This is a genomic window from Streptoverticillium reticulum (genome assembly GCF_047456005.1).
GTDB classification, from domain to species: domain Bacteria; phylum Actinomycetota; class Actinomycetes; order Streptomycetales; family Streptomycetaceae; genus Streptomyces; species Streptomyces reticulum.
The window spans coordinates 2,069,429-2,088,994 of record NZ_CP179755.1 but is presented as its reverse complement, the minus strand read 5'-3'; the positions used below and the strand labels follow the sequence as shown (position 1 = coordinate 2,088,994).

At 71.8% G+C, this 19,566-nt stretch carries 23 protein-coding genes; 12 read left to right on the top strand and 11 right to left on the bottom strand.

The features are described 5' to 3' along the window. The first annotated feature begins 233 nt into the window (after positions 1–233). Positions 234–1,001, top strand: coding sequence for an antibiotic biosynthesis monooxygenase (locus ACMATS_RS09415; RefSeq protein ID WP_414170687.1), 768 nt, complete (start codon positions 234–236; stop codon positions 999–1,001). 9 nt (positions 1,002–1,010) lie between these two features. Here ACMATS_RS09415 and ACMATS_RS09410 read toward each other — a convergent pair whose 3' ends face one another. Both ACMATS_RS09410 and ACMATS_RS09405 read right to left on the bottom strand, forming a co-directional pair. Further along, complete coding sequence (locus tag ACMATS_RS09410; protein ID WP_414167640.1) at positions 1,011–1,301, bottom strand: DUF1330 domain-containing protein; 291 nt, start codon at positions 1,299–1,301, stop codon at positions 1,011–1,013. A 10-nt stretch (positions 1,302–1,311) separates the two neighbouring features. Next, positions 1,312–1,935: a TetR/AcrR family transcriptional regulator gene (locus ACMATS_RS09405; protein ID WP_414167639.1), complete on the bottom strand. Its 624-nt coding sequence runs from the start codon at positions 1,933–1,935 to the stop codon at positions 1,312–1,314. 75 nt (positions 1,936–2,010) lie between these two features. Here ACMATS_RS09405 and ACMATS_RS09400 point away from each other — a divergent pair, with 75 nt between their 5' ends. From ACMATS_RS09400 to ACMATS_RS09390, 3 genes are read left to right on the top strand one after another with little or no spacing between them, the layout of a single operon-like run. Next, positions 2,011–2,208 carry a hypothetical protein gene (locus ACMATS_RS09400; protein ID WP_414167638.1) on the top strand — a complete coding sequence of 66 codons (198 nt, stop codon included), beginning with the start codon at positions 2,011–2,013 and terminating at the stop codon, positions 2,206–2,208. Continuing rightward, on the top strand, positions 2,205–2,360 hold the full coding sequence (locus tag ACMATS_RS09395; protein WP_414167637.1) for a hypothetical protein: 156 nt from the start codon (positions 2,205–2,207) through the stop codon (positions 2,358–2,360). Before ACMATS_RS09400 ends, ACMATS_RS09395 begins: the two co-directional genes overlap by 4 nt. A 16-nt stretch (positions 2,361–2,376) precedes the next feature. Further along, positions 2,377–3,585 (top strand): MDR family MFS transporter, encoded by a 1,209-nt coding sequence (locus tag ACMATS_RS09390; protein WP_414167636.1) that lies wholly within the window; start codon positions 2,377–2,379, stop codon positions 3,583–3,585. Between the two features lie 151 nt (positions 3,586–3,736). On the opposite strand, the gene ACMATS_RS09385 is transcribed toward ACMATS_RS09390, so the two are convergent. From ACMATS_RS09385 to ACMATS_RS09365, 5 genes are all read right to left on the bottom strand, one after another. Continuing rightward, the gene (locus ACMATS_RS09385) at positions 3,737–4,342 is read right to left on the bottom strand and encodes a GPP34 family phosphoprotein (RefSeq protein WP_414167635.1); all 606 of its coding nucleotides are present in this window, start codon (positions 4,340–4,342) and stop codon (positions 3,737–3,739) included. A 46-nt stretch (positions 4,343–4,388) separates the two neighbouring features. Further along, positions 4,389–4,694, bottom strand: a complete 306-nt coding sequence (locus ACMATS_RS09380; protein ID WP_414167634.1) for a DUF397 domain-containing protein — start codon at positions 4,692–4,694, stop codon at positions 4,389–4,391. Continuing rightward, entirely contained in the window at positions 4,691–5,515 is an 825-nt protein-coding gene (locus tag ACMATS_RS09375) for a helix-turn-helix domain-containing protein (protein ID WP_336414896.1), read from the bottom strand. Before ACMATS_RS09375 ends, ACMATS_RS09380 begins: the two co-directional genes overlap by 4 nt. Before the next feature lie 77 nt (positions 5,516–5,592). Next, a complete protein-coding gene (gene lysA / locus ACMATS_RS09370) occupies positions 5,593–6,948 on the bottom strand; it encodes a diaminopimelate decarboxylase (protein WP_414167633.1) in 1,356 nt (451 codons plus the stop codon). 62 nt (positions 6,949–7,010) lie between these two features. Next, on the bottom strand, positions 7,011–7,418 hold the full coding sequence (locus ACMATS_RS09365; protein ID WP_390778166.1) for an SAV_915 family protein: 408 nt from the start codon (positions 7,416–7,418) through the stop codon (positions 7,011–7,013). 139 nt (positions 7,419–7,557) lie between these two features. Between ACMATS_RS09365 and ACMATS_RS09360 the strand changes: the two genes are divergently transcribed. Genes ACMATS_RS09360 through ACMATS_RS09350 form a run of 3 tightly spaced genes read left to right on the top strand, consistent with a single transcriptional unit; the run spans position 7,558 to position 11,038 of the window. After that, positions 7,558–7,722 carry a hypothetical protein gene (locus tag ACMATS_RS09360; RefSeq protein WP_414167632.1) on the top strand — a complete coding sequence of 55 codons (165 nt, stop codon included), beginning with the start codon at positions 7,558–7,560 and terminating at the stop codon, positions 7,720–7,722. Beyond that, on the top strand, positions 7,719–9,419 hold the full coding sequence (locus tag ACMATS_RS09355; protein WP_414167631.1) for an AMP-binding protein: 1,701 nt from the start codon (positions 7,719–7,721) through the stop codon (positions 9,417–9,419). Before ACMATS_RS09360 ends, ACMATS_RS09355 begins: the two co-directional genes overlap by 4 nt. Beyond that, positions 9,416–11,038: an AMP-binding protein gene (locus ACMATS_RS09350; RefSeq protein WP_414167630.1), complete on the top strand. Its 1,623-nt coding sequence runs from the start codon at positions 9,416–9,418 to the stop codon at positions 11,036–11,038. Before ACMATS_RS09355 ends, ACMATS_RS09350 begins: the two co-directional genes overlap by 4 nt. A gap of 159 nt (positions 11,039–11,197) precedes the next feature. Here ACMATS_RS09350 and ACMATS_RS09345 read toward each other — a convergent pair whose 3' ends face one another. The 4 genes from ACMATS_RS09345 to ACMATS_RS09330 form a co-directional block, all read right to left on the bottom strand. Further along, entirely contained in the window at positions 11,198–11,911 is a 714-nt protein-coding gene (locus ACMATS_RS09345) for a hypothetical protein (protein WP_390778163.1), read from the bottom strand. A gap of 181 nt (positions 11,912–12,092) precedes the next feature. Then, positions 12,093–13,799: a glyoxylate carboligase gene (gene gcl, locus ACMATS_RS09340; protein ID WP_414170686.1), complete on the bottom strand. Its 1,707-nt coding sequence runs from the start codon at positions 13,797–13,799 to the stop codon at positions 12,093–12,095. A gap of 11 nt (positions 13,800–13,810) precedes the next feature. Continuing rightward, complete coding sequence (locus ACMATS_RS09335; protein WP_414167629.1) at positions 13,811–14,689, bottom strand: 2-hydroxy-3-oxopropionate reductase; 879 nt, start codon at positions 14,687–14,689, stop codon at positions 13,811–13,813. Between the two features lie 46 nt (positions 14,690–14,735). Further along, a complete protein-coding gene (locus ACMATS_RS09330; protein ID WP_414167628.1) occupies positions 14,736–15,536 on the bottom strand; it encodes a TIM barrel protein in 801 nt (266 codons plus the stop codon). A gap of 108 nt (positions 15,537–15,644) precedes the next feature. Here ACMATS_RS09330 and ACMATS_RS09325 point away from each other — a divergent pair, with 108 nt between their 5' ends. The 5 genes from ACMATS_RS09325 to ACMATS_RS09305 all read left to right on the top strand — a co-directional run bounded on the left by ACMATS_RS09325 (position 15,645) and on the right by ACMATS_RS09305 (position 19,536). Beyond that, positions 15,645–15,905, top strand: coding sequence for a hypothetical protein (locus ACMATS_RS09325; protein ID WP_390778160.1), 261 nt, complete (start codon positions 15,645–15,647; stop codon positions 15,903–15,905). Further along, a complete protein-coding gene (locus tag ACMATS_RS09320; protein WP_414167627.1) occupies positions 15,902–16,267 on the top strand; it encodes a helix-turn-helix domain-containing protein in 366 nt (121 codons plus the stop codon). The genes ACMATS_RS09325 and ACMATS_RS09320 overlap by 4 nt, the downstream gene beginning before the upstream one ends. A 92-nt stretch (positions 16,268–16,359) precedes the next feature. Beyond that, complete coding sequence (uraD, locus tag ACMATS_RS09315) at positions 16,360–17,190, top strand: 2-oxo-4-hydroxy-4-carboxy-5-ureidoimidazoline decarboxylase (RefSeq protein WP_414167626.1); 831 nt, start codon at positions 16,360–16,362, stop codon at positions 17,188–17,190. A gap of 3 nt (positions 17,191–17,193) precedes the next feature. Next, positions 17,194–18,099, top strand: a complete 906-nt coding sequence (gene pucL / locus ACMATS_RS09310; protein WP_414167625.1) for a factor-independent urate hydroxylase — start codon at positions 17,194–17,196, stop codon at positions 18,097–18,099. 75 nt (positions 18,100–18,174) lie between these two features. Further along, the gene (locus tag ACMATS_RS09305; protein ID WP_414167624.1) at positions 18,175–19,536 is read left to right on the top strand and encodes an 8-oxoguanine deaminase; all 1,362 of its coding nucleotides are present in this window, start codon (positions 18,175–18,177) and stop codon (positions 19,534–19,536) included. Positions 19,537–19,566: the final 30 nt, after the last annotated feature.

Genomic DNA, 19,566 nt, shown 5'->3' with positions numbered 1-19,566 from the left:
ACGACGCGCCCGCAGTCGAGGTCCCCGGGGCTTCGCCCCGGACCCCTGGGGCAGTGCGTCGGCAGCAGGCCGTCGGTGGCTGATCGCGCAGTTCCCCGCGCCCCTTCGGGGCGCAGTGGCCTCCGGCCATTACACGGCCAATGCCCGCCCGATTCCCGCTTATTTGCCGCCCCGTCGGCCCCCTGCTTCACTCGGTGCTGCCGAAATCCGAGGGATCAGGGGGCGTGCAGCACATGATCACCGTGACCGCGAAGCAACAGGTCAAACCCGGCCGCGAAGAGGAACTCGACGCACTGATGGCCGCACTGCGCAACGACATCCTGGCCAACGAACCGGGCTGCTTGCGCTTCGACTACGTCCGCGACCAGGACACCCCGCTGCGCCGCCTCGTCATCGAGGAGTACCGCGACGAGGCGGCCCTGGAGTTCCATCGCGGCACCACCTACCTGCGGGAGTTCCTGCCCAGGCTGCTGCCGTGCCTGGAGGAGTTCCCCGAGGTGACCACGTACCGCACGGTGGCACCGGTGCCGGACTCGGTGCCGGACGGTCTGTTCCACGTCGGCATGGTGGTCCCGGACCTGGAGAAGGCGGTGGCGCTCCACTCCGACGTCCTCGGCGTCGAGTTCACCGAGCCGCACGTCTTCCGCATCCCGCTGCTGGAGGACCCGGACCCGCACCCCGCCGAGCTGACCGCGGTGTTCTCCCGCACGGGAGCCCCGTACTACGAGCTCATCCAGGCCGCAGGGGACGGCATCATCTCCGCCGAACACTGCGGCAGGATCCTCTACTACGGGGTGTGGGAGCCGGACATGGCGGCGCGGCTGGAGCAGTTGGAGCGGCAGGGCGTGGGGATCGACGCGTACTTCCGCCCGGCCCCGGGAGAAACTCCGTTCGCGGTCATCACCGCGCCGGACCTGCTGGGGGCGCGGATCGAGTACGTGGGCCTGGCGGACCGGGCACCGATCGAGGAGTGGGTGCGGACGGGGCGGTACCCGGAGTGAACGGCGCGCTCAGCCTGTGCCGTTGACCAGCAGGACCACGCCGTCGGTGCCCGCGTGCCGGTCCTCGGCGATCTCGCGGTACTCGGGCGAGTCGGCCCAGCGGGCGAACGCGTCCCGGTCGGGGAAGGCCACGACGATCACCTTGTCGCGGTTCCACTCGCCCTCGACCACTTCCACCCGCTCGTCCGCGGCCAGCAACCGGCCGCCGTACCGGTTGAGTACGGGCATGAAGGCGGCCACGTAGCGCTCGTAGCGGGGGCGGTCGTGGATCGATATCTGGGCTATCGCGTAGACAGTCATGGGGTGGTTTCTACCCGTCCCCGCACAGGTCGTCGAGATGGGCGCGCAGCACACCGGCGCAGGTCTGCACGTCGAGAACGTCCGGGTGCAGCACAGCGCTGAGGCCGAGGCCGTCCAGGAGGGAGGCCAGGCGCTCGGTCTCGAACGCCAGGTCGCGGCCGGGGCGCAGGGTTCCGGTCTCGTCGAGCCGGGTCAGGACGCGGTGGGTGAGCCGTCGGGTGTCCGTGGCGGTCCGGCGGGAGAGGGCGGCGAAGGCGGGGTCGGTGCGGGCCGCGGCGTTGAAGTCGAGGAAGACGGTGACTTCGGCGCGGCGGCGCCCGTCGAGGGGGAGCAACTCGGCCAGGAAGTCCGCGGCGAGGCGGAGTCGGTCCTCGCGGGGGTGGTCGCCCAGGTTCCCGATGCGCTCGATGTGCTGCTGGAGCCGCTCGTCGAGGCGGTCGAGCATCGCCTGCATGGCGAAGTCCATCAGTTCTTGCTGGTTGGCGAAGTAGTGCCGCACGGACCCGATGTTGAGCCCGGCCTCGTCGGCCACGGCGCGCAGCGAGGCCCGTTGGAGGCCGTCCCGTACGACGACGCGGAAGAGGGCGTCGACGACGTCGCGGCGGCGGGCGTCGGGGTCCACGAGCTTGGGCATGCTCTCTTTTTATCACGGCCGTGATAACTTCCTTGGTATCACGACCGTGATAAAAAAATGCCCGGGAGGACGTCCGTGCAGAGGTACCTCGACTTCATGCTCATCAGGTTCGGCGTGCTGGCCGGCGGCATCGTCGTGCTGGCCCTGGTGATCTTCGCCGTGGCGCTGTCGCTGAAGCGGAGGGGCAGGCTCGACGAGGCGCGCCGGTATGCGGAGCCGGCGGCACGGGCGGTGCTGCGGGCGGCAGCGCGGCGACGGGACGCCCGACGGTGATCGTCATCGCCATCACCATGGAACCGTCCTCATTCCTCCATGAGTTGATCGTGGACCGTCTGATCAAAGGCATGATCGTGGTGGCCGCCCTGGCCGTTCTCGCACTGGGGACGGCAGTGATCCGATGGTGGGTGGGCCGCAGACGACGGTGATGGCGGGGGTGGGCAGATGAAGCGGGGGCGTTTTCCTGCGGCGTACTGGTGGGTGTGGGCCGGCAGTCTGGTCAACTACGCGGGCTCCTTCGTGGTCCCGTTCTTCGCCTACTACCTCACCGGCCGGCAGGGGTTCGGCCCCGCACAGGTCGGCCTGGTCGCCACCCTCTACGGGGCCGGCGGCGTGGCCTCGACCGTGGCGGCCGGAGTCGCCGCCGACCGCTTCGGCCGGCGCCCGACCCTGCTGGTGGCACAACTGGCGGCCGCGGCCGCGACGTTGGCGGTCGGCTTCGCGGACGGGCTGCCCCTGATCGCGGTGCTCGCCTTCGTCCTGGGCTTTACGGCCTTCGGGGCGGCGCCGGTGCTGTCTGCGCTCGTCGCCGATGTGGTGCCGGAGCAGGACCGGAAGCGCGCGTACGCCCTCCACTACTGGGCCGTGAACCTCGGCTTCGCCGCGGCCCCGGTCCTGGCGGGCCTGCTGGCCGGGCACGACTACCGGTGGCTGTTCGCCGGGGACGCGCTGACGACGGCGCTGTGCGCGGTCCTGATCGCCTGGCGCGTCCCGGAGGTACGGGCCACCAACGCCGAGGAGAAGGAGGCCGCTTCCGGACCGGGCCTGCTGCACGCCGTCCGTGACCGCGCACTGATCACCCTCCTGCTGACCGTCTTCGGCATCGTCGTGGTCTACACCCAGTACCAGGTGACCCAGCCCATCGCCATGCGGGAGGCCGGGCTGTCGCCCGCGGTGTACGGGCTGGTGAGCGCCGTCAACGGGGCGGTCATCGTGGTGTTCCAGCCGCTGGTGGCACGGCTGGCCGAGCGCTGCGACGACAGTCGCCTGCTGGCGGCCGGCGCGTTGCTGCTCGGCGTGGGCATGGCGTCGACCGCGTTCGCGCACAGCGCCGCGGGGTTCGCCGCGTGCGTCGCCGTGTGGACGCTGGGCGAGGCGATCGCGATGCCGACGAGCAACGCCGTCGTCGCGCGGCTCGCCCCGCCGGGTCTTCAGGGCCGGTACCAGGGGCTGTACGCAATGACCTGGGCCCTGGCCGCAGTTGCCGCCCCGCTGGCGGGCGGCTGGACCTTCGGCTGCTTCGGGGGCGCGCCGGTGTGGGCGGGATGCCTGGTGCTGGGCACGCTGGCGGCGGGCGGTGCGGTGGTGTTGGGGCGCGGTGCGGAGCGTCCCGTTCCGACAGCAGAAACCCTCACTCTGGGCGCTCGAAACTGAGGGTTTCTGCTGTCGGAAGGTCTTGCTGGGCGCCGGTCCGGTACGTGTGGGCCTGCGGCCTCGTCGGTCCGTAGGTGGTGCGGGGAACCGCGCGATCAGCCACGATGAGCCCGCAGTTGACACCCTGCACGTCCCGCGGAGCGCTTGGCCGTCACTGGCCCCGCCAGATGTTGTCGAAGGCCGCCTGCTCGATGTCCCGTCGCTGCCGGGCGGCTTCCAGTTCCAGCAGGGCGTCGTTGACCGCGGCCAGTACGGTCGCGGTCACGTCGTCGGCCGGGACCGGGATGTCCTCCGGCCCCTCGTCGCGGATCCCGACAGCCGTGGCGAGCGCGGTGAGGACGGGTTCGTCCGCGGCCCAACGGTCCTCCGCCAGGCGGCGGTCGAGCGAGTCGGTCAGGGTCGCCCGGCCGGCACCGAAGGGCTTCCAGTGTGGGCGCTGCCGCGTGAGCTGCCCGTCCGCCTCCAGGGCGGCCGTATAGGCCGCGGCGAGCCCGCGGCCTCTGCGCCACAGCCAGTCGTCGACGGACTCGTACGGCGCCTCGCGGGTGAGCGCCGCCGCGGCCTCGTCCAGCAGGCGGTCGGCCGTGACCGCCGCGCGGCCGGGCACGATCCGGTCGTCGTCCAGCGTGACGGCCTCCGCGGCCAGGAGGTCGATCAACTCCGCTCCCGCGAGCGCGAGCGACAGCCGGCCCTGTTCCACGGGGTGGCCTGGGGTCGTGCCCATGGCGATGATGGCCAGGTCCCGGGGAGTGGTCATGGGAGCTCCACGTGCCGTGATCGGCGGGTACGTCCGTACTACGAGCCTAAAGAGTACGGACGGCGCCTGCACCCCGTACCCACGCGTCGGCCTTGACGGCCGCCACGAACAACGACCAGGCCCCGGCCGGGACCGCTAGCGCGGGGCCTGCCGGGGCCGTCTTGCTGTCGCGTATGGGGACTGTGCCGGGGAGGGCGTCGGATATCTCCAGGCAGCTACCGCCGGCTCCGTCGCTGTGTGCGCTCTTGCGCCAAGCTGCTCGGACGGTCGCTTCCCGAAGCCCTACTTCCACGCAGCTTCCGCCTTCGCCGTCGCTGTACGTGCTCTTGCGCCACGTTTGCCAGGTGCTCATCTTGCGTAGTCCTCTGCTGCTGAACGGATCAGGGTTAGGGACGCCTCCGGGGACAACGCAGCGGCCCTGACGTGATCGTAAGTCAGCTCGCAGTGCGTGACTGCAGCCGGATCATCCAGGAGATTGCCCGTCTTCGGCCCCTCGTGGTAGGCCACGGGAGGTGCGTCCTCGAAGGTCATGAGCGTGAGCATCCCCGAGAGGGCCGGGGCGCCCGCTCCGAAGGGCAGCACCTGAAGGATGATGCGGCGCCTCTGCACCAGTTCCACAAGGTGACGGAGCTGTTCGTGCATGACGGCGGCTCCGCCCACCACACGCCTGAGGACGCTCTCGTCGAGAACTGCCCAGAAGGCGGGCTTGGTCGGATGGTCCAGAAGGCGCCCACGGTCGAGTCGCGCGGCGACCTTGTTCTCGATCCATTCTTCGGGTGCTACGGGACGACTGGCCAGGCAGACGGCCCGGGCGTAGGCCGCCGTCTGAAGCAGACCCGGGACGAACATCGTTGCGAACTCCCGGATGGTGACGGCGATGCCTTCGAGGTATACCGCCTCCGCGAAGTAGCCGACATAGGGCGAGCTTTCGACCAGCTTCTTGCACAGGCGGCCGAGCAAGCCGTCCGTTCCGAGCACGATGTCCATCTGCTCGGCCAGATACAGCTGCGGCTTGCGGATCGCCGTCTCGAACTGGCCGATGTACGCAGCGGAGCAGAAGATGCGGCTCCCCAACTGCTGCTGGGTGAGCCCTGCCGCTTCCCGGAGCCGCTTCAACTCGGTGCCGAAGAACTCCCAGCCGGTTTTCGGGTTGCCGTACCGTACACCGGCCATGGCTCAACTCCCCCTGGACCACAGGTCTGTTGTCAAGCCATGCTAGCGCCGATCGGCCACTCCGCGTGCCCCCGTGCTCACTCCCCGACGTCACGCCCCCGCAAATCCTCCAGCGTCTCCCGGCGCACCAGGAGCCGGGCCCGGCCGTCCGCGACCGCGACCACCGGCGGTCGGCCCACCAGGTTGTAGGCCGAGGCCATTGACACGTGATACGCACCCGACGCCGGGACCGCCAGGACGTCCCCGGGCCGGATGTCGCCCGGGAGCGGGACGTCCTCGGCGAGGACGTCGCCGGCCTCGCAGTGGCGGCCGACCACGGTCATGGTGCGGACCGGCACCGGTGAGGTGCGTCCCACCAGGCGGACCGTGTAGCGGACGCCGTAGAGGGCCGGGCGGGGGTTGTCGCTCATGCCGCCGTCGACGGCGACGAAGGTGTGGCTGCCCGTGGTCTTGACGGCCAGGACGCGGTAGAGGGCGACACCCGCCGGGCCCGCGATCCAGCGGCCGGGCTCGACCGTGAGGCGGGGGACCGGAAGGTCGGCGTGGGCGCAGCGGAGGGAGAGCTCGGCCGTCACCCGTTCGGCGTATGCGCGCGGGTCGATGGCGTGGTCGCCGTCGCGGTAGGCGATGGCGAAGCCGCCGCCGAGGTCGAGTTCGGGGAAGGTCACGCCGTGCACGTCGCGCAGGCGTTCCAGCAGGGTCACCAGGCGGCGCACGGCCGTGACGTACGGGTTCACGGAGGCGATCTGGGAGCCCAGGTGGCAGTGCAGGCCGACCAGTTCGAGGCGGGGCTGGCCCAGGATCCGGGCCACCGCCTCCTCCGCCTCGCCGCCGGCGACGGGCAGGCCGAACTTCTGGCCCTCCATCCCGGTCTGCACGGCCACGTGCGCACCGGCCGTCACGCCCGGCACCACGCGGACCAGCACGCGCTGCCGTGCGCCCGCGGGCACCAGGGAGGCGATGCGGGCGATCTCGCAGGTGCTGTCGATGACGATGCGGCCCACGCCCAGGCGCAGGGCGGTGCGCAGGTCGTCGGGGCTCTTGGCGTTGCCGTGCAGGATGATGCGCTCGGCGGGGAAGCCCGCGTGGGCGGCGAGTTCGAGCTCGCCGGCCGAGCAGACGTCCAGGTGGAGGCCCTCCTCGGCGATCCAGCGGATCATGGCGCGGGTGAGGAAGGCCTTGCCGGCGTAGGCGACGTCGGCGTCGGGCAGGGCCGCCTTCCAGGCGCGGGCGCGGGCCCGGATCTCGCCCTCGTCGATGACGTAGGCGGGGGTGCCGAAGCGGTCGGCGAGTTCGGCGAGCGGGACGCCTCCGACGGCCGGGACGCCGCCCGGGAACGGCTCGGCGAAGGACGCGGGCCAGAGGGGAGCGGTGGGGGGAGGGGACGGGTGCGGCAGCCGGGGTGCGGCGGCGGAGGCAAGGGGAAGGGACACGAAGGGCCTCCTTCGGGTGGTGCGGCGGGCAGTGGTGCGGTGCGGGGGCCGGACGGCGGAGGTCAGGCGGGGGTGACCGGAAGGAGCTCGGGGCCCTCGGGGAGGGACGTCACGGCGGGGGCCGTCAGCTGCGGGTCCACGGAGACCAGGGCGACGCCGAGGGGCTCGGCCAGGGCCCGTACCGCGGGGAGGGAGAGGCGCACGGAGTCCGCTCCGGGGCCCAGACAGTCGAGGAGCCGCCGCCCGGAGGTGAAGGCGACGGCCGTGCGGGAGCCGAGGGGGGTGCGGAAGACGCGGAGCGCGTAGCCGCCGCGGCAGCGCCGTACGGGCACGTACAGGGGCTCGGTGGCGCGCGGGGCGGTCACGGGATGGGAGGGTTCCCCGTCGTCGGCGCGGGAGGAGTCGCCCGTGATGTCGCTGATGACGGCGGCGACTGCGGCCGCCTCGGAGGGGGTACGGCTGAGATGCATGACGGTCCTCGGGAGGAGTGGGAGCTGCGTCGCTCACGCTATGCCCGGACCTGTGCCGGACGAGCGCCTCCTTGACAGCCTGTTGACCCTGCCCGGTGCACCCTTGACGGCTCGTTGACGTGGGCCTGTGAATGGGCCTGTGCCGAACGCCGACGATCGCCGCCGCCTGTCCAGTCTGGGGCGGACCACGGCATTCCGCATGCCGGACCGGGGGCTGTCCTGCACCACCGGCGACAGCACGGCAACGCAGCAGAACGCAGGAGCAACGCAGCAACAACGCAGCAGTGATCAGGAGGAACAGTGACGGCAACGAAACCCGCCGACGAGAACGGGGCCGCGAGCGGATTCCGGGCCGCACGGGATTTCCTGCTCGCCCACCGCGAGGACTACAAGGCGGCGTACGACGGCTTTGCCTGGCCGAGGCCCGAGATGTTCAACTGGGCGCTCGACTGGTTCGACCGCATCGCCGAGGGCAACGACCGCACCGCCCTGTGGATCGTGGAGGAGGACGGCAGCGAGGAGCGCCACTCCTTCGACGCCCTGCGCCGCCGCTCGGACCAGGTGGCCAACTGGCTGCGCGGCCACGGGGTACGGGCCGGCGACCGCGTCCTCGTCATGCTCGGCAACCAGGCCGAGCTGTGGGAGACGGCCCTGGCCGCCATGAAGCTGCGCGCCGTCGTCATCCCGGCCACCCCGTTGCTGGGCCCCGCCGACCTCGCCGACCGCATCGCGCGCGGCCGCGCGCGGCACGTGGTCGTCCGGTCCGGGGACACCGCCAAGTTCACGGACGTGCCGGGCGATTACACGCGTATCTGCGTCGGAGACACCCCGCCCGGAGGACCGTGGCTCGCCTACGAGGACTCCCGCACCGCCCCCGCCGGCTTCACCCCCGACGGGCCCACCCGGGCTGGCGACCCCCTGCTCCTCTACTTCACCTCCGGTACTACCGATCGCCCCAAGCTCGTCGAGCACACCCATGTGTCCTACCCCGTCGGCCACTTGACCACCATGTACTGGATCGGCCTGCGGCCCGGCGACGTCCACCTCAACATCTCCTCGCCGGGCTGGGCCAAGCACGCCTGGTCCAACCTCTTCGCCCCCTGGAACGCCGAAGCCACCGTCTTCGTGCACCACTACACCCGCTTCGACGCCGCGCGTCTCATGGCCGAGATGGACCGCTGCGGCGTCACCACCTTCTGCGCCCCGCCCACCGTGTGGCGCATGCTCATCCAGGCCGACCTCGGCGCGCTGCGCACCCCGCCCCGCGAGGCCGTCTCCGCGGGCGAGCCGCTCAACCCCGAGGTCATCGAGGCGGTGCGGCGCTCGTGGGGAGTGACCATCCGCGACGGCTTCGGCCAGACCGAGACCACGGTCCAGGTCGCCAACCCGCCCGGCCAGCTGCTCAAGACGGGCTCCATGGGCCGGCCCAGCCCCGGATTCACCGTCGTCCTGCTCGACCCGCACACGGGGGAGCCCGCCGACGAGGGCGAGATCGCCGTCGACCTCTCGGCCCTGCCGGTCGGTGTGATGACCGGGTACGCGGGCGACCCCGAGCGCACGGCCGAGGCGATGGAGGGCGGTTACTACCGCACCGGGGACATCGGGGCGCGGGACGCGGACGGGTACATCCGCTATGTCGGGCGCCGTGACGACGTGTTCAAGTCGAGCGACTACAAGATCTCCCCCTTCGAGCTCGAAAGTGCCCTCCTCGAACACGAGGCGGTGGCCGAGGCCGCGGTCGTCCCCGCGCCCGATCCCGTGCGGCTGTCCGTGCCCAAGGCCTACGTCGTCCTCGCCGAGGGATGGGAGCCCGGACCGGAGACGGCCGCGGCCCTCTTCTCCCACTCGCGCGCCGTGCTCGCCCCCTACAAGCGCATCCGCCGCCTGGAGTTCGCGGAGCTGCCCAAGACCGTGTCCGGCAAGATCCGCCGCATCGAGCTGCGCGAGCGCACCGCGCAGGGCGACGGGACGGCCGAGTACCGGGAGGAGGACCACCGGTGAGCGCTCTCCCGCTCTCCTATGCGGCGGGCCCCACCGACACCCCGCTGTTGGAGGAGACCATCGGCGCCAATCTGGCCCGCACGGTCGCGGCCTTCGGGGACCGCGAAGCGCTCGTCGACGTCCCGAGCGGACGCCGCTGGACGTACGCGGAGTTCGGCCGGGCGGTCGAGGAGGTCGCGCTCGGGCTGCTCGCCAAGGGGGTGGCCAAGGGCGACCGGGTGGGCATCTGGGCGGTCAACTGCCCGGAGTGGGTGCTGGTCCAGTACGCCACCGCCCGCATCGGCGCCGTCATGGTCAACGTCAACCCCGCCTACCGGGTGCACGAACTGGACTACGTGCTGCGCCAGGCGGGCATCTCGCTGCTCGTCTCCTCCGTCGAGCACCGCACCAGCGACTACCGGCGCATGGTTGAGCAGGTGCGTTCCGGCTGTCCGGCCCTGCGCGACGTCGTCTACATCGACGACCCGACCTGGACCGGGCTCGTCGAGCTCGGCCGGAGCACCGACCCGGCCCGGCTCGCCGTGCGCGAGGCGGGCATCCGCTGCGAGGACCCGGTCAACATCCAGTACACCTCGGGTACCACCGGCTTCGCGAAGGGGGCCACGCTCTCCCATCGCAACATCCTCAACAACGGCCATTCCGTGGGGGAGGCCCTCGGCTACACCGCGGCGGACCGCATCGCGCTGCCCGTGCCCTTCTACCACTGCTTCGGCATGGTCATGGGGAACCTGGCGGCCACCTCGCATGGCGCCTGCATCGTCGTGACGGCTCCGTCCTTCGACGCCACTGCTGCGCTGCACGCCGTCGAGCGCGAGCGCTGCACGGCACTGTACGGGGTCCCGACGATGTTCATCGCCGAGCTCGCCCTGCCCGACTTCGCCACGTACGACCTGTCGTCGCTGCGCACGGGCATCATGGCCGGATCGCCCTGCCCGGCAGAGGTGATGAGGCGGGTGGTGGCGGAGATGCACATGGCCGAAGTCGCCATCTGCTACGGCATGACGGAGACCTCGCCGGTCTCCACCCAGACGGGCCGGGACGACGACCTGGAGCGGCGCACCGGGACGGTGGGGCGGGTGCTGCCGCACGTCGAGGTGAAGGTCGTCGACGCCGCGACGGGCGAGATCGTGCCGCGCGGGGAGCCGGGGGAGCTGTGCACCCGGGGGTACTCGGTGATGCTCGGCTACTGGAACGACCCGGAGCGCACGGCCGAGGCGATCGACGGCGAAGGCTGGATGCACACCGGCGACCTGGCGGTGATGGACGAGGAGGGCTTCGTCCGGATCGTCGGCCGCATCAAGGACATGATCATCAGGGGCGGGGAGAACGTCTATCCGCGGGAGATCGAGGAGTTCCTCCACACCCACCCGAAGATCGCCGACGTACAGGTCGTCGGGGTGCCGGACGAGAAGTACGGCGAGGAGATCATGGCCTGCGTGATCCTGCGGAACCCGGCGGAAACGCTCAGCCGCGAGGAGCTCGCACGCTTCTGCAGGGGGAGGCTGGCGCACTACAAGGTGCCGCGGTACGTGCGGATCCTGGAGACGTTCCCGATGACGGTGAGCGGCAAGGTACGCAAGGTGGAACTGAGGGAGCAGGCGGCCGCGTTGGCGCCGTAAGCACGGCGCCCCGTCAGGGGCGCGGGGAACTGCGCGATCAGCCCCCACCGGCGTGCAGCCGACGCACTACCGAGGTATCCGGGGCGAAGCCCCGGATACCTCGGCTGCGGGTGCGTCGTGGCTCGTCGCGCAGTTCCCCCCGCCCCTTCGGGGCGCGGCTCAGCCGCGCCCCGGCCGCTTCACCAGTTCGTCCGCCCAGTCGTTCAACGGCTGCGGCGTCCCGGCGAGGTCCAGGACGAAGAGCGGCACGCACAGGTCGTCGGCGCGGCACCGGGCGTCCGGCGCGTACCCGGCCAGGGAGAAGCAGACGGAGGCCGCGGAGTCCAGGAGGCCGTGCAGCCACAGGCATTCGACGTCGCGCAGTGTGGTGGGGAGGGTCGTCGGGTCGACCCGGGCGACGAGGCCGGTGGCGCGCAGGTCCACTCCCGCCACGGCGGGGGCCGGGCAGCTGCCGGGACGGCGCACGTCGGTGAAGCCGAGCCAGCGCAGGTACCGTTCGGCCGCCATGATCGCATCGCGTTCGGTGCGGATGGCGACGGGCCGGAAGGCGGGGCGCACCGCGGCCCGCTGTCCGGGCTGCCCGTGCGCGGGATCGTCCGGTGCGGCGGCTTCGCCCGCCGGCACCGGCAGCCGCATCACGGCGCCGCACGAGCAGCCGAACTCCGGCCGCGGCCACTGGCCTTCGCGGTCGCAGGCGGTGCAGCGCACCGACACCCAGGAGTCCCGCCAGGTGCGGTGCCCGAGTAACTCGGGTGCCGCGTCCGGCAGGACGGGGAGGGTGAGGGGAGCGCCGCAGGCGCAGGGGAAGGTGGGAGGGGTGAAGGAGTGCTCCCGGTGGCACGTGGGGCAGTGCACCGGCACGCTCTTGGCCATCTTCGGCTCCAGCGGGGTATGGAGGGCGGGGTATGGGACCCCATCGTCCACGATGCGGAGCGCTCGGGGGAGCGATTCGGTAAGCCGTGGTTCCGCCGGAGGCGCGGATCTTCGGGTGCGGGCTGTTTGTGGTTGCTCGCGCCCACGCGGCGGAGCCGCACAATGAACCGCCCCGCGCCCCTTACGGGGCGCTCTCGAACTCCTGTACCGAGTCGATGTTCTGGCCGTGCGGAGTGTTGGATTCCCGTTCGATCATGATTTCGACGAGTGCCGGACGGGACGTCGCCACCGCCTCCTTGCGGGCCCACTCGATCGCCGGGCGGATGCCGGCCGGGTCGGTGACGCGACGGCCGGAACAGCTGTAAGCCTCCATGATCTTGACGTTGTCGGTGCCCGTCTCGTCGTAGTGGATGTCGACCTGGTAGTTCATCCCGTAGCCGGCGGAGGCCTGGCGGATCAGGCCCAGATAGGTGTTGTTGAGCATGATCAGGACGAGCGGCACGTCGTACTGCGCCGCCACGGCCAGCTCCTCCACCGTGTACTGGAAGCCGTAGTCGCCGACGATGCCGACGACCTCGGTACTGCCGCGGCCCATGCCCTCCAGGGCCTTCTTGACGCCGATGGCGGCGGGCAGCTCCCAGCCGAGCGGCCCGGCCTGGCCGCACACCTGGTAGTGGCGGGGCAGATGGGCCTTCTGGTGCTGGCCGCCCCAGATCTGGTAGAGACCGATGGCGGTGACGAAGTAGGTGTCCTCGCCGAAGACTTCGTTGATCTCCTTGTACACGCGGGGTGCCTTGACGGGGACGTCGTCGAAGTCCTCGCGGCGGGTGAGGGTGCGTTTGAGCTCGCGGCAGCGTGCCGTCCAGGCGGCGGTGCGGGGCCGGGCGCCGCGGGCCCGGGCCGCGTCGAGCAGGGCGGCGAGGAAGAGCCGCGCGTCGGAGACGATGCCCAGGTCCGGCGCGATGACCCGGCCGAGCTGGGTGGGTTCGACGTCGACGTGCACGAAGGTCCGGTCGCCCCGGTAGACGGCGGTGTCCGCCCCGGTGTGCCGGTCGCCGAAGCGGGCGCCCACGGCGAGGACGAAGTCGGCCTCCAGGAACGAGGCGTTGGCGTAGCGCTGCGAGGTCTGGATGCCCGTGGTGCCCAGGTGCAGCTCGTGGTCGTCCTCGATGACGCCCTTGCCCATCAGGGTCACCTGGAAGGGCACCCGGAGGTGTTCGACCAGCGCCCGCAGTTCCGCCGTCGCGTCGGCCAGGATCACCCCGCCGCCCGCCAGGACCAGCGGCCGCTCGGCGGCGAGCAGCAGGTCCAACGCGGCCTCGACGCACGGGGGATGAGGCGCGACAGGCGCGACGGGCAGCCGGGTGTCGAGGGCGGGGTCGTACGCGATCTCGCGCTTCGCGACGTCGACCGGGATGTCGATGAGCACCGGCCCCGGCCGCCCGGTGCGCGCGACCCGGAACGCCTCGCGGAAGATCCACGGGATCTGTGCCGCCTCCTTGACCTGTACGGCCCACTTGGTGACGGGCCGGGCGACGCCGACGATGTCGACGGCCTGGAAGGCCTCTTGGTGCAGTTTGGCGGAGACGGCCTGGCCGGTGATGCACACCATCGGGATCGAGTCGGCGAAGGCGGTGTAGAGGCCGGTGACGAGGTTGGTGCCGCCGGGGCCGGAGGTGGCGATGGCGACGCCGGGCCTGCCGTTGGTGCGGGCCCAGCCGTCGGCCATGTGCGCGGCGCCCTCCTCGTGGCGGACGATCAGGTGGTCGATGCCGCCGAGTTGCTGCATCGCCTGGTAGAGGGGGAGGACGGCGGCGCCGGGGCAGCCGAAGGCGATGTCGACGCCCTCGTCCTTGAGGATGTGCACGGCGGCGTGCATGGCGGGCATGGTGGGCACGTCTACTCCTCGGGTGAGATGCCGGAGAGCCGTTCCACCCCGCGCAGCAGTGCGGAGTGGTCCAGGGCGCCGTCCCCCTGCGCGCGGAGTGCGGCGACGAGTTCCGCGACCACGCCGCCGACGGGGAGGGCGGCGCCGGCCTCGCGGGCGGCGGCGGTGACGATGCCCATGTCCTTGTGGTGCAGGTCGATCCGGAATCCCGGGGCGTAGGTGCGGTCGGTGAAGTTGCGCCGCTTGCGCGTCAGGACCGTCGAGCCGGCGAGTCCGCCCGCGAGGACGTCGAGGGCGGCGTCGAGGTCCACGCCGGACTTCCGGAGGAAGACGACGGCCTCGGCGCAGGCCTGGAGGTTCACGGCGACGATCAGCTGGTTGGCGGCCTTGACGGTCTGGCCGGAACCGGGGGCGCTGCCGCAGTGGACGACGGTGGTGCCGAGCGCCGCGAACAGCGGTGCGGCGGCGCGGAAGTCGGCCGCCGGGCCGCCGGCCATGACGGAGAGCGAGCCCTCGACGGCTCCGGCCTCCCCGCCGGAGACGGGAGCGTCGAGGAAGCGGACGCCCTTGGCGGCGCAGGCGGTTGCGAGGCGGGCGGCGGTGCCGGGGGAGACGGTGGACATGTCGAGGAGGAGGGTGCCGGGGGCGGCGTGGGCCAGGATCTCCTCGGCGACGGCCGTGACGTCCGGGTCGGCCGGGAGCATGGTCACGACGACGTCCGCGCCGCGGACCGCGTCGGCGACGGAGGCGGCCGGGGTGCCGCCCGCGGCGGCGAGGCGGTCGAGCTTGTGCGGTTCGAGGGTGTACCCCGTGACCGGGTGGCCGGCCTTGAGGAGGTTCTCGGCCATGGGGGAGCCCATGATGCCGAGGCCTATCCAGGCGATGCGCATGGTGTTCCTTCCATCGGTTGTGGTGTCCGTTGGCCGTGGCGTCCGGTCAGTGCAGCCAGCCGAATGCGTCCGCGCTCGGCCGGCCGCCCGCCAGGTACTCCAGCCCGATCCACCCCTCGTAGCCCGCGTCCCGCACCCGCTGCACGAGCTTCCCCAGGGGGAGCGAGCCCGTGCCGGGTGCTCCTCTCCCCGGCACGTCGGCGATCTGGACGTGACCGGCGCTCGCCGCGTGGCGGTCGACGGCCGCCTCGACGTCAGCCCCGCCCATCGCCACGTGATACAGGTCCAGCAGGACCTTCGTATTGCCCAGCCCCGTCGCGGCGTTCACCGCATCCGCCACGTCCGCAGCACGGTCCACGGTGGTCACCGGATACTGCGGCGACTCGGCCGCGTTCAGCGCTTCGACGAGCAGCACAGCCCCGATCCGGTCGGCGGCGCGGGCCGCGAAGGCCAGGTTCTCCAGGGCGAGTTCGTCCTGTCCGGTGGCGGATGCGACGCGATTCCCGTACAGCGCGTTGAGCGCCCCGCATCCGACCGATTCCGCGAAGGCCGCGGCCACTTCGACGTTCGCGCGGAACCGCTCCGACTCCGCACCCGGGAGCGAGAGCGCACCCCGGTCCGGGCCGGGCAGCCGGCCCGCGTAGAAGTTCAGTCCCACGAGCTGTGTACCGGCGTCCTTCAGCGCACGGCGCAGGGCGGCGAGTTCCGACGGCTCCGGCACCGGCTCCTCCGGCCAGGGCCACCACAGCTCCACCGCGTCGAATCCGGCGGCTGCCGCCGCCGCAGGCCGCTCCAGCAGCGGGAGTTCGGTGAAGAGGATCGACAGATTCACATCGAAGCCGTGCACAGTCCCTGCACTCCTTCCGCAATATGGAAGTTGACTTCTGTAATGCGAAAGACTCCTCCCGGTCGTCCGGAGCTGTCAAGGCCCGCCGCAACGCAGTAGGTTGACGGCGTGCGATTGCGAGCGGAGTTCACGACCGAGCCCTTCGACCTCGACGAGCCCCCGCCCCACGCGGTGGCCGCCCGCGAGGCCGTGCAAGGTTCCGGGCTCGACGCGGTGGACGTCGGCCCGTTCGGCAACACGGTCGAGGGCGGGGCCGACGCCGTGCTCGCCGCCCTGGGCGAGGTGCTGCGCAGCTCGCTCGCCGCCGGGGCCACCCGTGTGTCGTTGCAGGTCAACGTCCTTGGCGAAGCAGGGGGACAGGAACCGTGAGCGACGAACACCCCTTCCGGGCCGCGGTCGAGCCGCTCGTGGACGCTCTGGGCGGGCAGCTGCTGGAGCCGGAGGCGGCCGGCGCCGACGACGTGGTGCTCTCCTGGGAGGGCCGCCCGGTCGTCGCCGTGCGCCTCCCGCACCTCGCGGACTCGCTCGACCGGATCCTGTCCGACCTGGAGCGCCGCCACGGCATGCCCCTGGCGCAACTCGGCCGCAAGGAGAAGCAGTCGGTCGTCCGCAACCTGGAGGCGCGCGGCGCCTTCACCCTGCGGCACGGCGTCGAGACGGTGGCCGCGGCACTCGGCGTGAGTCGCTTCACCGTTTACAACTATCTGAACAGGGATCTGAACAGGGAGTAGGCAAAGCCCGTCCCAGGTATCTCAACAAACTGTTGACGCGGTCATCGCCCGGGCGTTAGCTGTGCGCAGCGAATCGCGCCACGGAGGTTGCCGTGACACCGAGTTCGACACCGTCCACGCTCGGCCGTTTCAACGCGGCCGACGACGCCACCGCCCTCGCCGCCCTGCGCACCGTCTGTGCAAGTGACGCGTGGGGCAAGGAAATCCTCGCGGGGCGCCCCTATCCCGATGCCGCGGCCCTGTTCGCGGCGAGTGACGCCGCCGTCGCCCGCCTCGGCACCGCCGGCCTCGCCGAGGCGCTCGCCGGGCATCCGCCCATCGGCCGGCCGAAGCCCGGCGACCCCGACTCCTCCCGCGAACAACGCGGCATGGCGGGCGCCCCGGCCGGACTCCGCGCCGAGTTGCTCGCCCTGAACCTCGCCTACCAGGAGAAGTTCGGGCACGTCTTCCTGATCTGTGCCACCGGCCGCAGCGCCGAGGAGATGCGGGACGCCGTCCGTCACAGGATCGACAACCCGCCGCAACACGAGCGCGAGATCGTGCGGGAGGAACTCGCGAAGATCAACCGCCTGCGGCTCGCCCGCCTGGCCGGCCCGGAAGGAGCGACCGTCTCCACACACATCCTGGACACCGCCGCGGGCCGCCCGGCCGCGGGTGTCGCGGTCGCCCTCTCGGTACGCGACGGCCGCGACACCGGCTGGCAGCCCCTCGGCACGTCGGCGACCGACCCCGACGGGCGCTGCAAGGACCTCCCCGCCCTCCCCGCAGCCGCGGCCCACGCCCGCCTGGTCTTCACGACGGAGCCCTGCGGCGCCGGCTTCTTCCCCGAAGTGGCCGTCGCCTTCGCCGTCGCCCCCGGCGAGCACTACCACGTCCCGCTGCTGCTCAGCCCGTTCGGCTTTTCCGTCTACCGAGGGAGCTAGCCCATGCCTGCGATGCTCGGCCAGAACCAGTACGGCAAGGCGGAGAGCCGCGTCGTGCGGATCACCCGCGACGGGCCCGTCCACCACATCAAGGACCTCAACGTCTCGGTCGCGCTCTCCGGCGACCTGACCGCGACCCACCTCACCGGATCCAACACCGACGTCCTGACCACCGACGCCACCAAGAACACCGTCTTCGCCTTCGCCAAGGAACACGGCATCGCCTCCGCCGAGCAGTTCTGCATGCGCCTCGCCCGGCACTTCGTCACCAGCCAGGACCCGATCACCACCGCCCGGATCCGCATCGAGGAGTACGCGTGGGAGCGGATCGCGCCCTCCGACGCCCGTGAGGCGCGGCACTCCTTCGTGCGGGCGAACCGGGAGACGCGCACCGCGCAGATCGCCTACGACGGCGAGCGGTGGCAGATCATCTCCGGGCTCAGCGGTCTCACCGTCCTCAACTCCACCGACTCCGAGTTCCACGGCTATGTGAAGGACCGCTACACCACGCTCAAGGAGACCCGCGACCGGATCCTCGCCACCGAGGTCAACGCCCGCTGGCGGCACGGCGCGACGGACGACGCGGGCCTCGACGGTGCCGACTGGGACGACTCCTACGCGCGGACGCGCGACCACCTCCTGCACGCCTTCGCCGAGACGTACTCGCTCTCGCTCCAGCAGACCCTCTACGCGATGGGGGCGCGGGTCGTCGACCGGTGCCCGGAGATCGACGAGATCCGGCTCTCCCTCCCCAACAAGCACCACTTCCTGGCGGACTTGGAGCCGTTCGGGCTCAAGAACGACAACGAGGTGTTCTTCGTCGCGGATCGCCCTTACGGGCTTATCGAGGCGACGGTGCTGAGGGACGGTGCCGAGTCCGCCATAGCGGTGGACCTCACCAATCTGTGAGTGCGGGCCGCATGTGGCTGGTCGCGCAGTTCCCCGCGCCCCTGACGGGGCGCGATTCCCCTGAAAGGATTCACTGTGCGCATCGTCATCGAGAACTGCGCCGTCGCGACCGTGGACGCCCACGACACCGAGTACGCCTCGGGCCACGTCGTCGTCGCGGGCAACCGGATCGAGTCCGTCGGCCCCGGGGCCGCGCCCGCCGGGCTCGACGGAGTCGTCCGGCGCGTCGACGGCACCGGGCACCTGGTCACGCCCGGCCTGGTCAACACCCATCACCACTTCTACCAGTGGCTCACGCGCGGCCTCGCCCAGGACGCCATCCTCTTCGACTGGCTCGTCGCCCTCTATCCCGTGTGGGCCCGCATCGACGAGGAGATGCTCTACGCGGCGGCGCGCGGCTCCCTGGCCATGATGGTCCGCGGCGGTGTCACCCTGGCCGCGGACCACCACTACGTCTTCCCCCGCGGCGCCGGTGACCTGCTCGGCGCCGAGATCCGCGCGGCCCGCGAACTGGGCGTGCGCTTCAGCCCCACCCGCGGCTCGATGGACCGCGGGCAGTCGCAGGGCGGGCTGCCCCCGGACTTCGCCGTCGAGACCACCGAGGCCGCGCTGGCTGCCACCGAGGAGGCGATCGACACCCATCACGACCCGTCCCCCGACTCCATGCTGCGCGTCGGGGTCGCGCCCTGCTCGCCGTTCTCCGTCTCGACCGAACTGCTGCGGGAGGCGGCCGTGCTCGGCCGCCGCAAGGGGGTCCGGCTGCACACCCACGGCTCGGAGTCGGTGGAGGAGGAGCAGTTCTGCAAGGAACTGTTCGGCATGGGACCGACCGAGTACCTGGAATCGACCGGTTGGCTCGGCAAGGACGTGTGGATGGCCCACTGCGTCCACATGAACGCCGCCGACATCGCGGCCTTCGCCCGCACCGGCACGGGCGTGGCGCACTGCCCGTCCTCCAACGCCCGCCTCGCGGCCGGGACCGCGCCCGTCCCCGCCCTGCTCGCCGCCGGCGTCCCGGTCGGGCTCGGCGTGGACGGCACGGCCTCCAACGAGTCCGGGGAACTGCACACCGAACTGCGCAACACCCTGCTCGTCAACCGACTGGCAGGCGGATCACGAGCACTGACGGTGCGTCAGGCACTGCGCATGGGTACGTACGGCGGTGCCCGGGTGCTGGGCCGGGCCGCGGAGACCGGGTCGCTGGAGGCGGGCAAGCTCGCGGACCTGGTGCTGTGGAAGCTGGACGGGCTCGGCCACTCCACCATCGCCGACCCCGTCGCCGCCCTGGTGCTGGGTGCCCCCGCGCCCGTCACCCTCTCCCTCGTCAACGGCCGTGCGGTCGTGGAGAACGGGCGGCTGACCACCGCCGACGAGGACGACATCGCCCGCGAGGCCCGCGCCCAGGCCCGGCGCCTCGCGCGGATCGCCGCCGGCTGAGCCGGGCGCCCGGCGTCCCCACCCCCCACC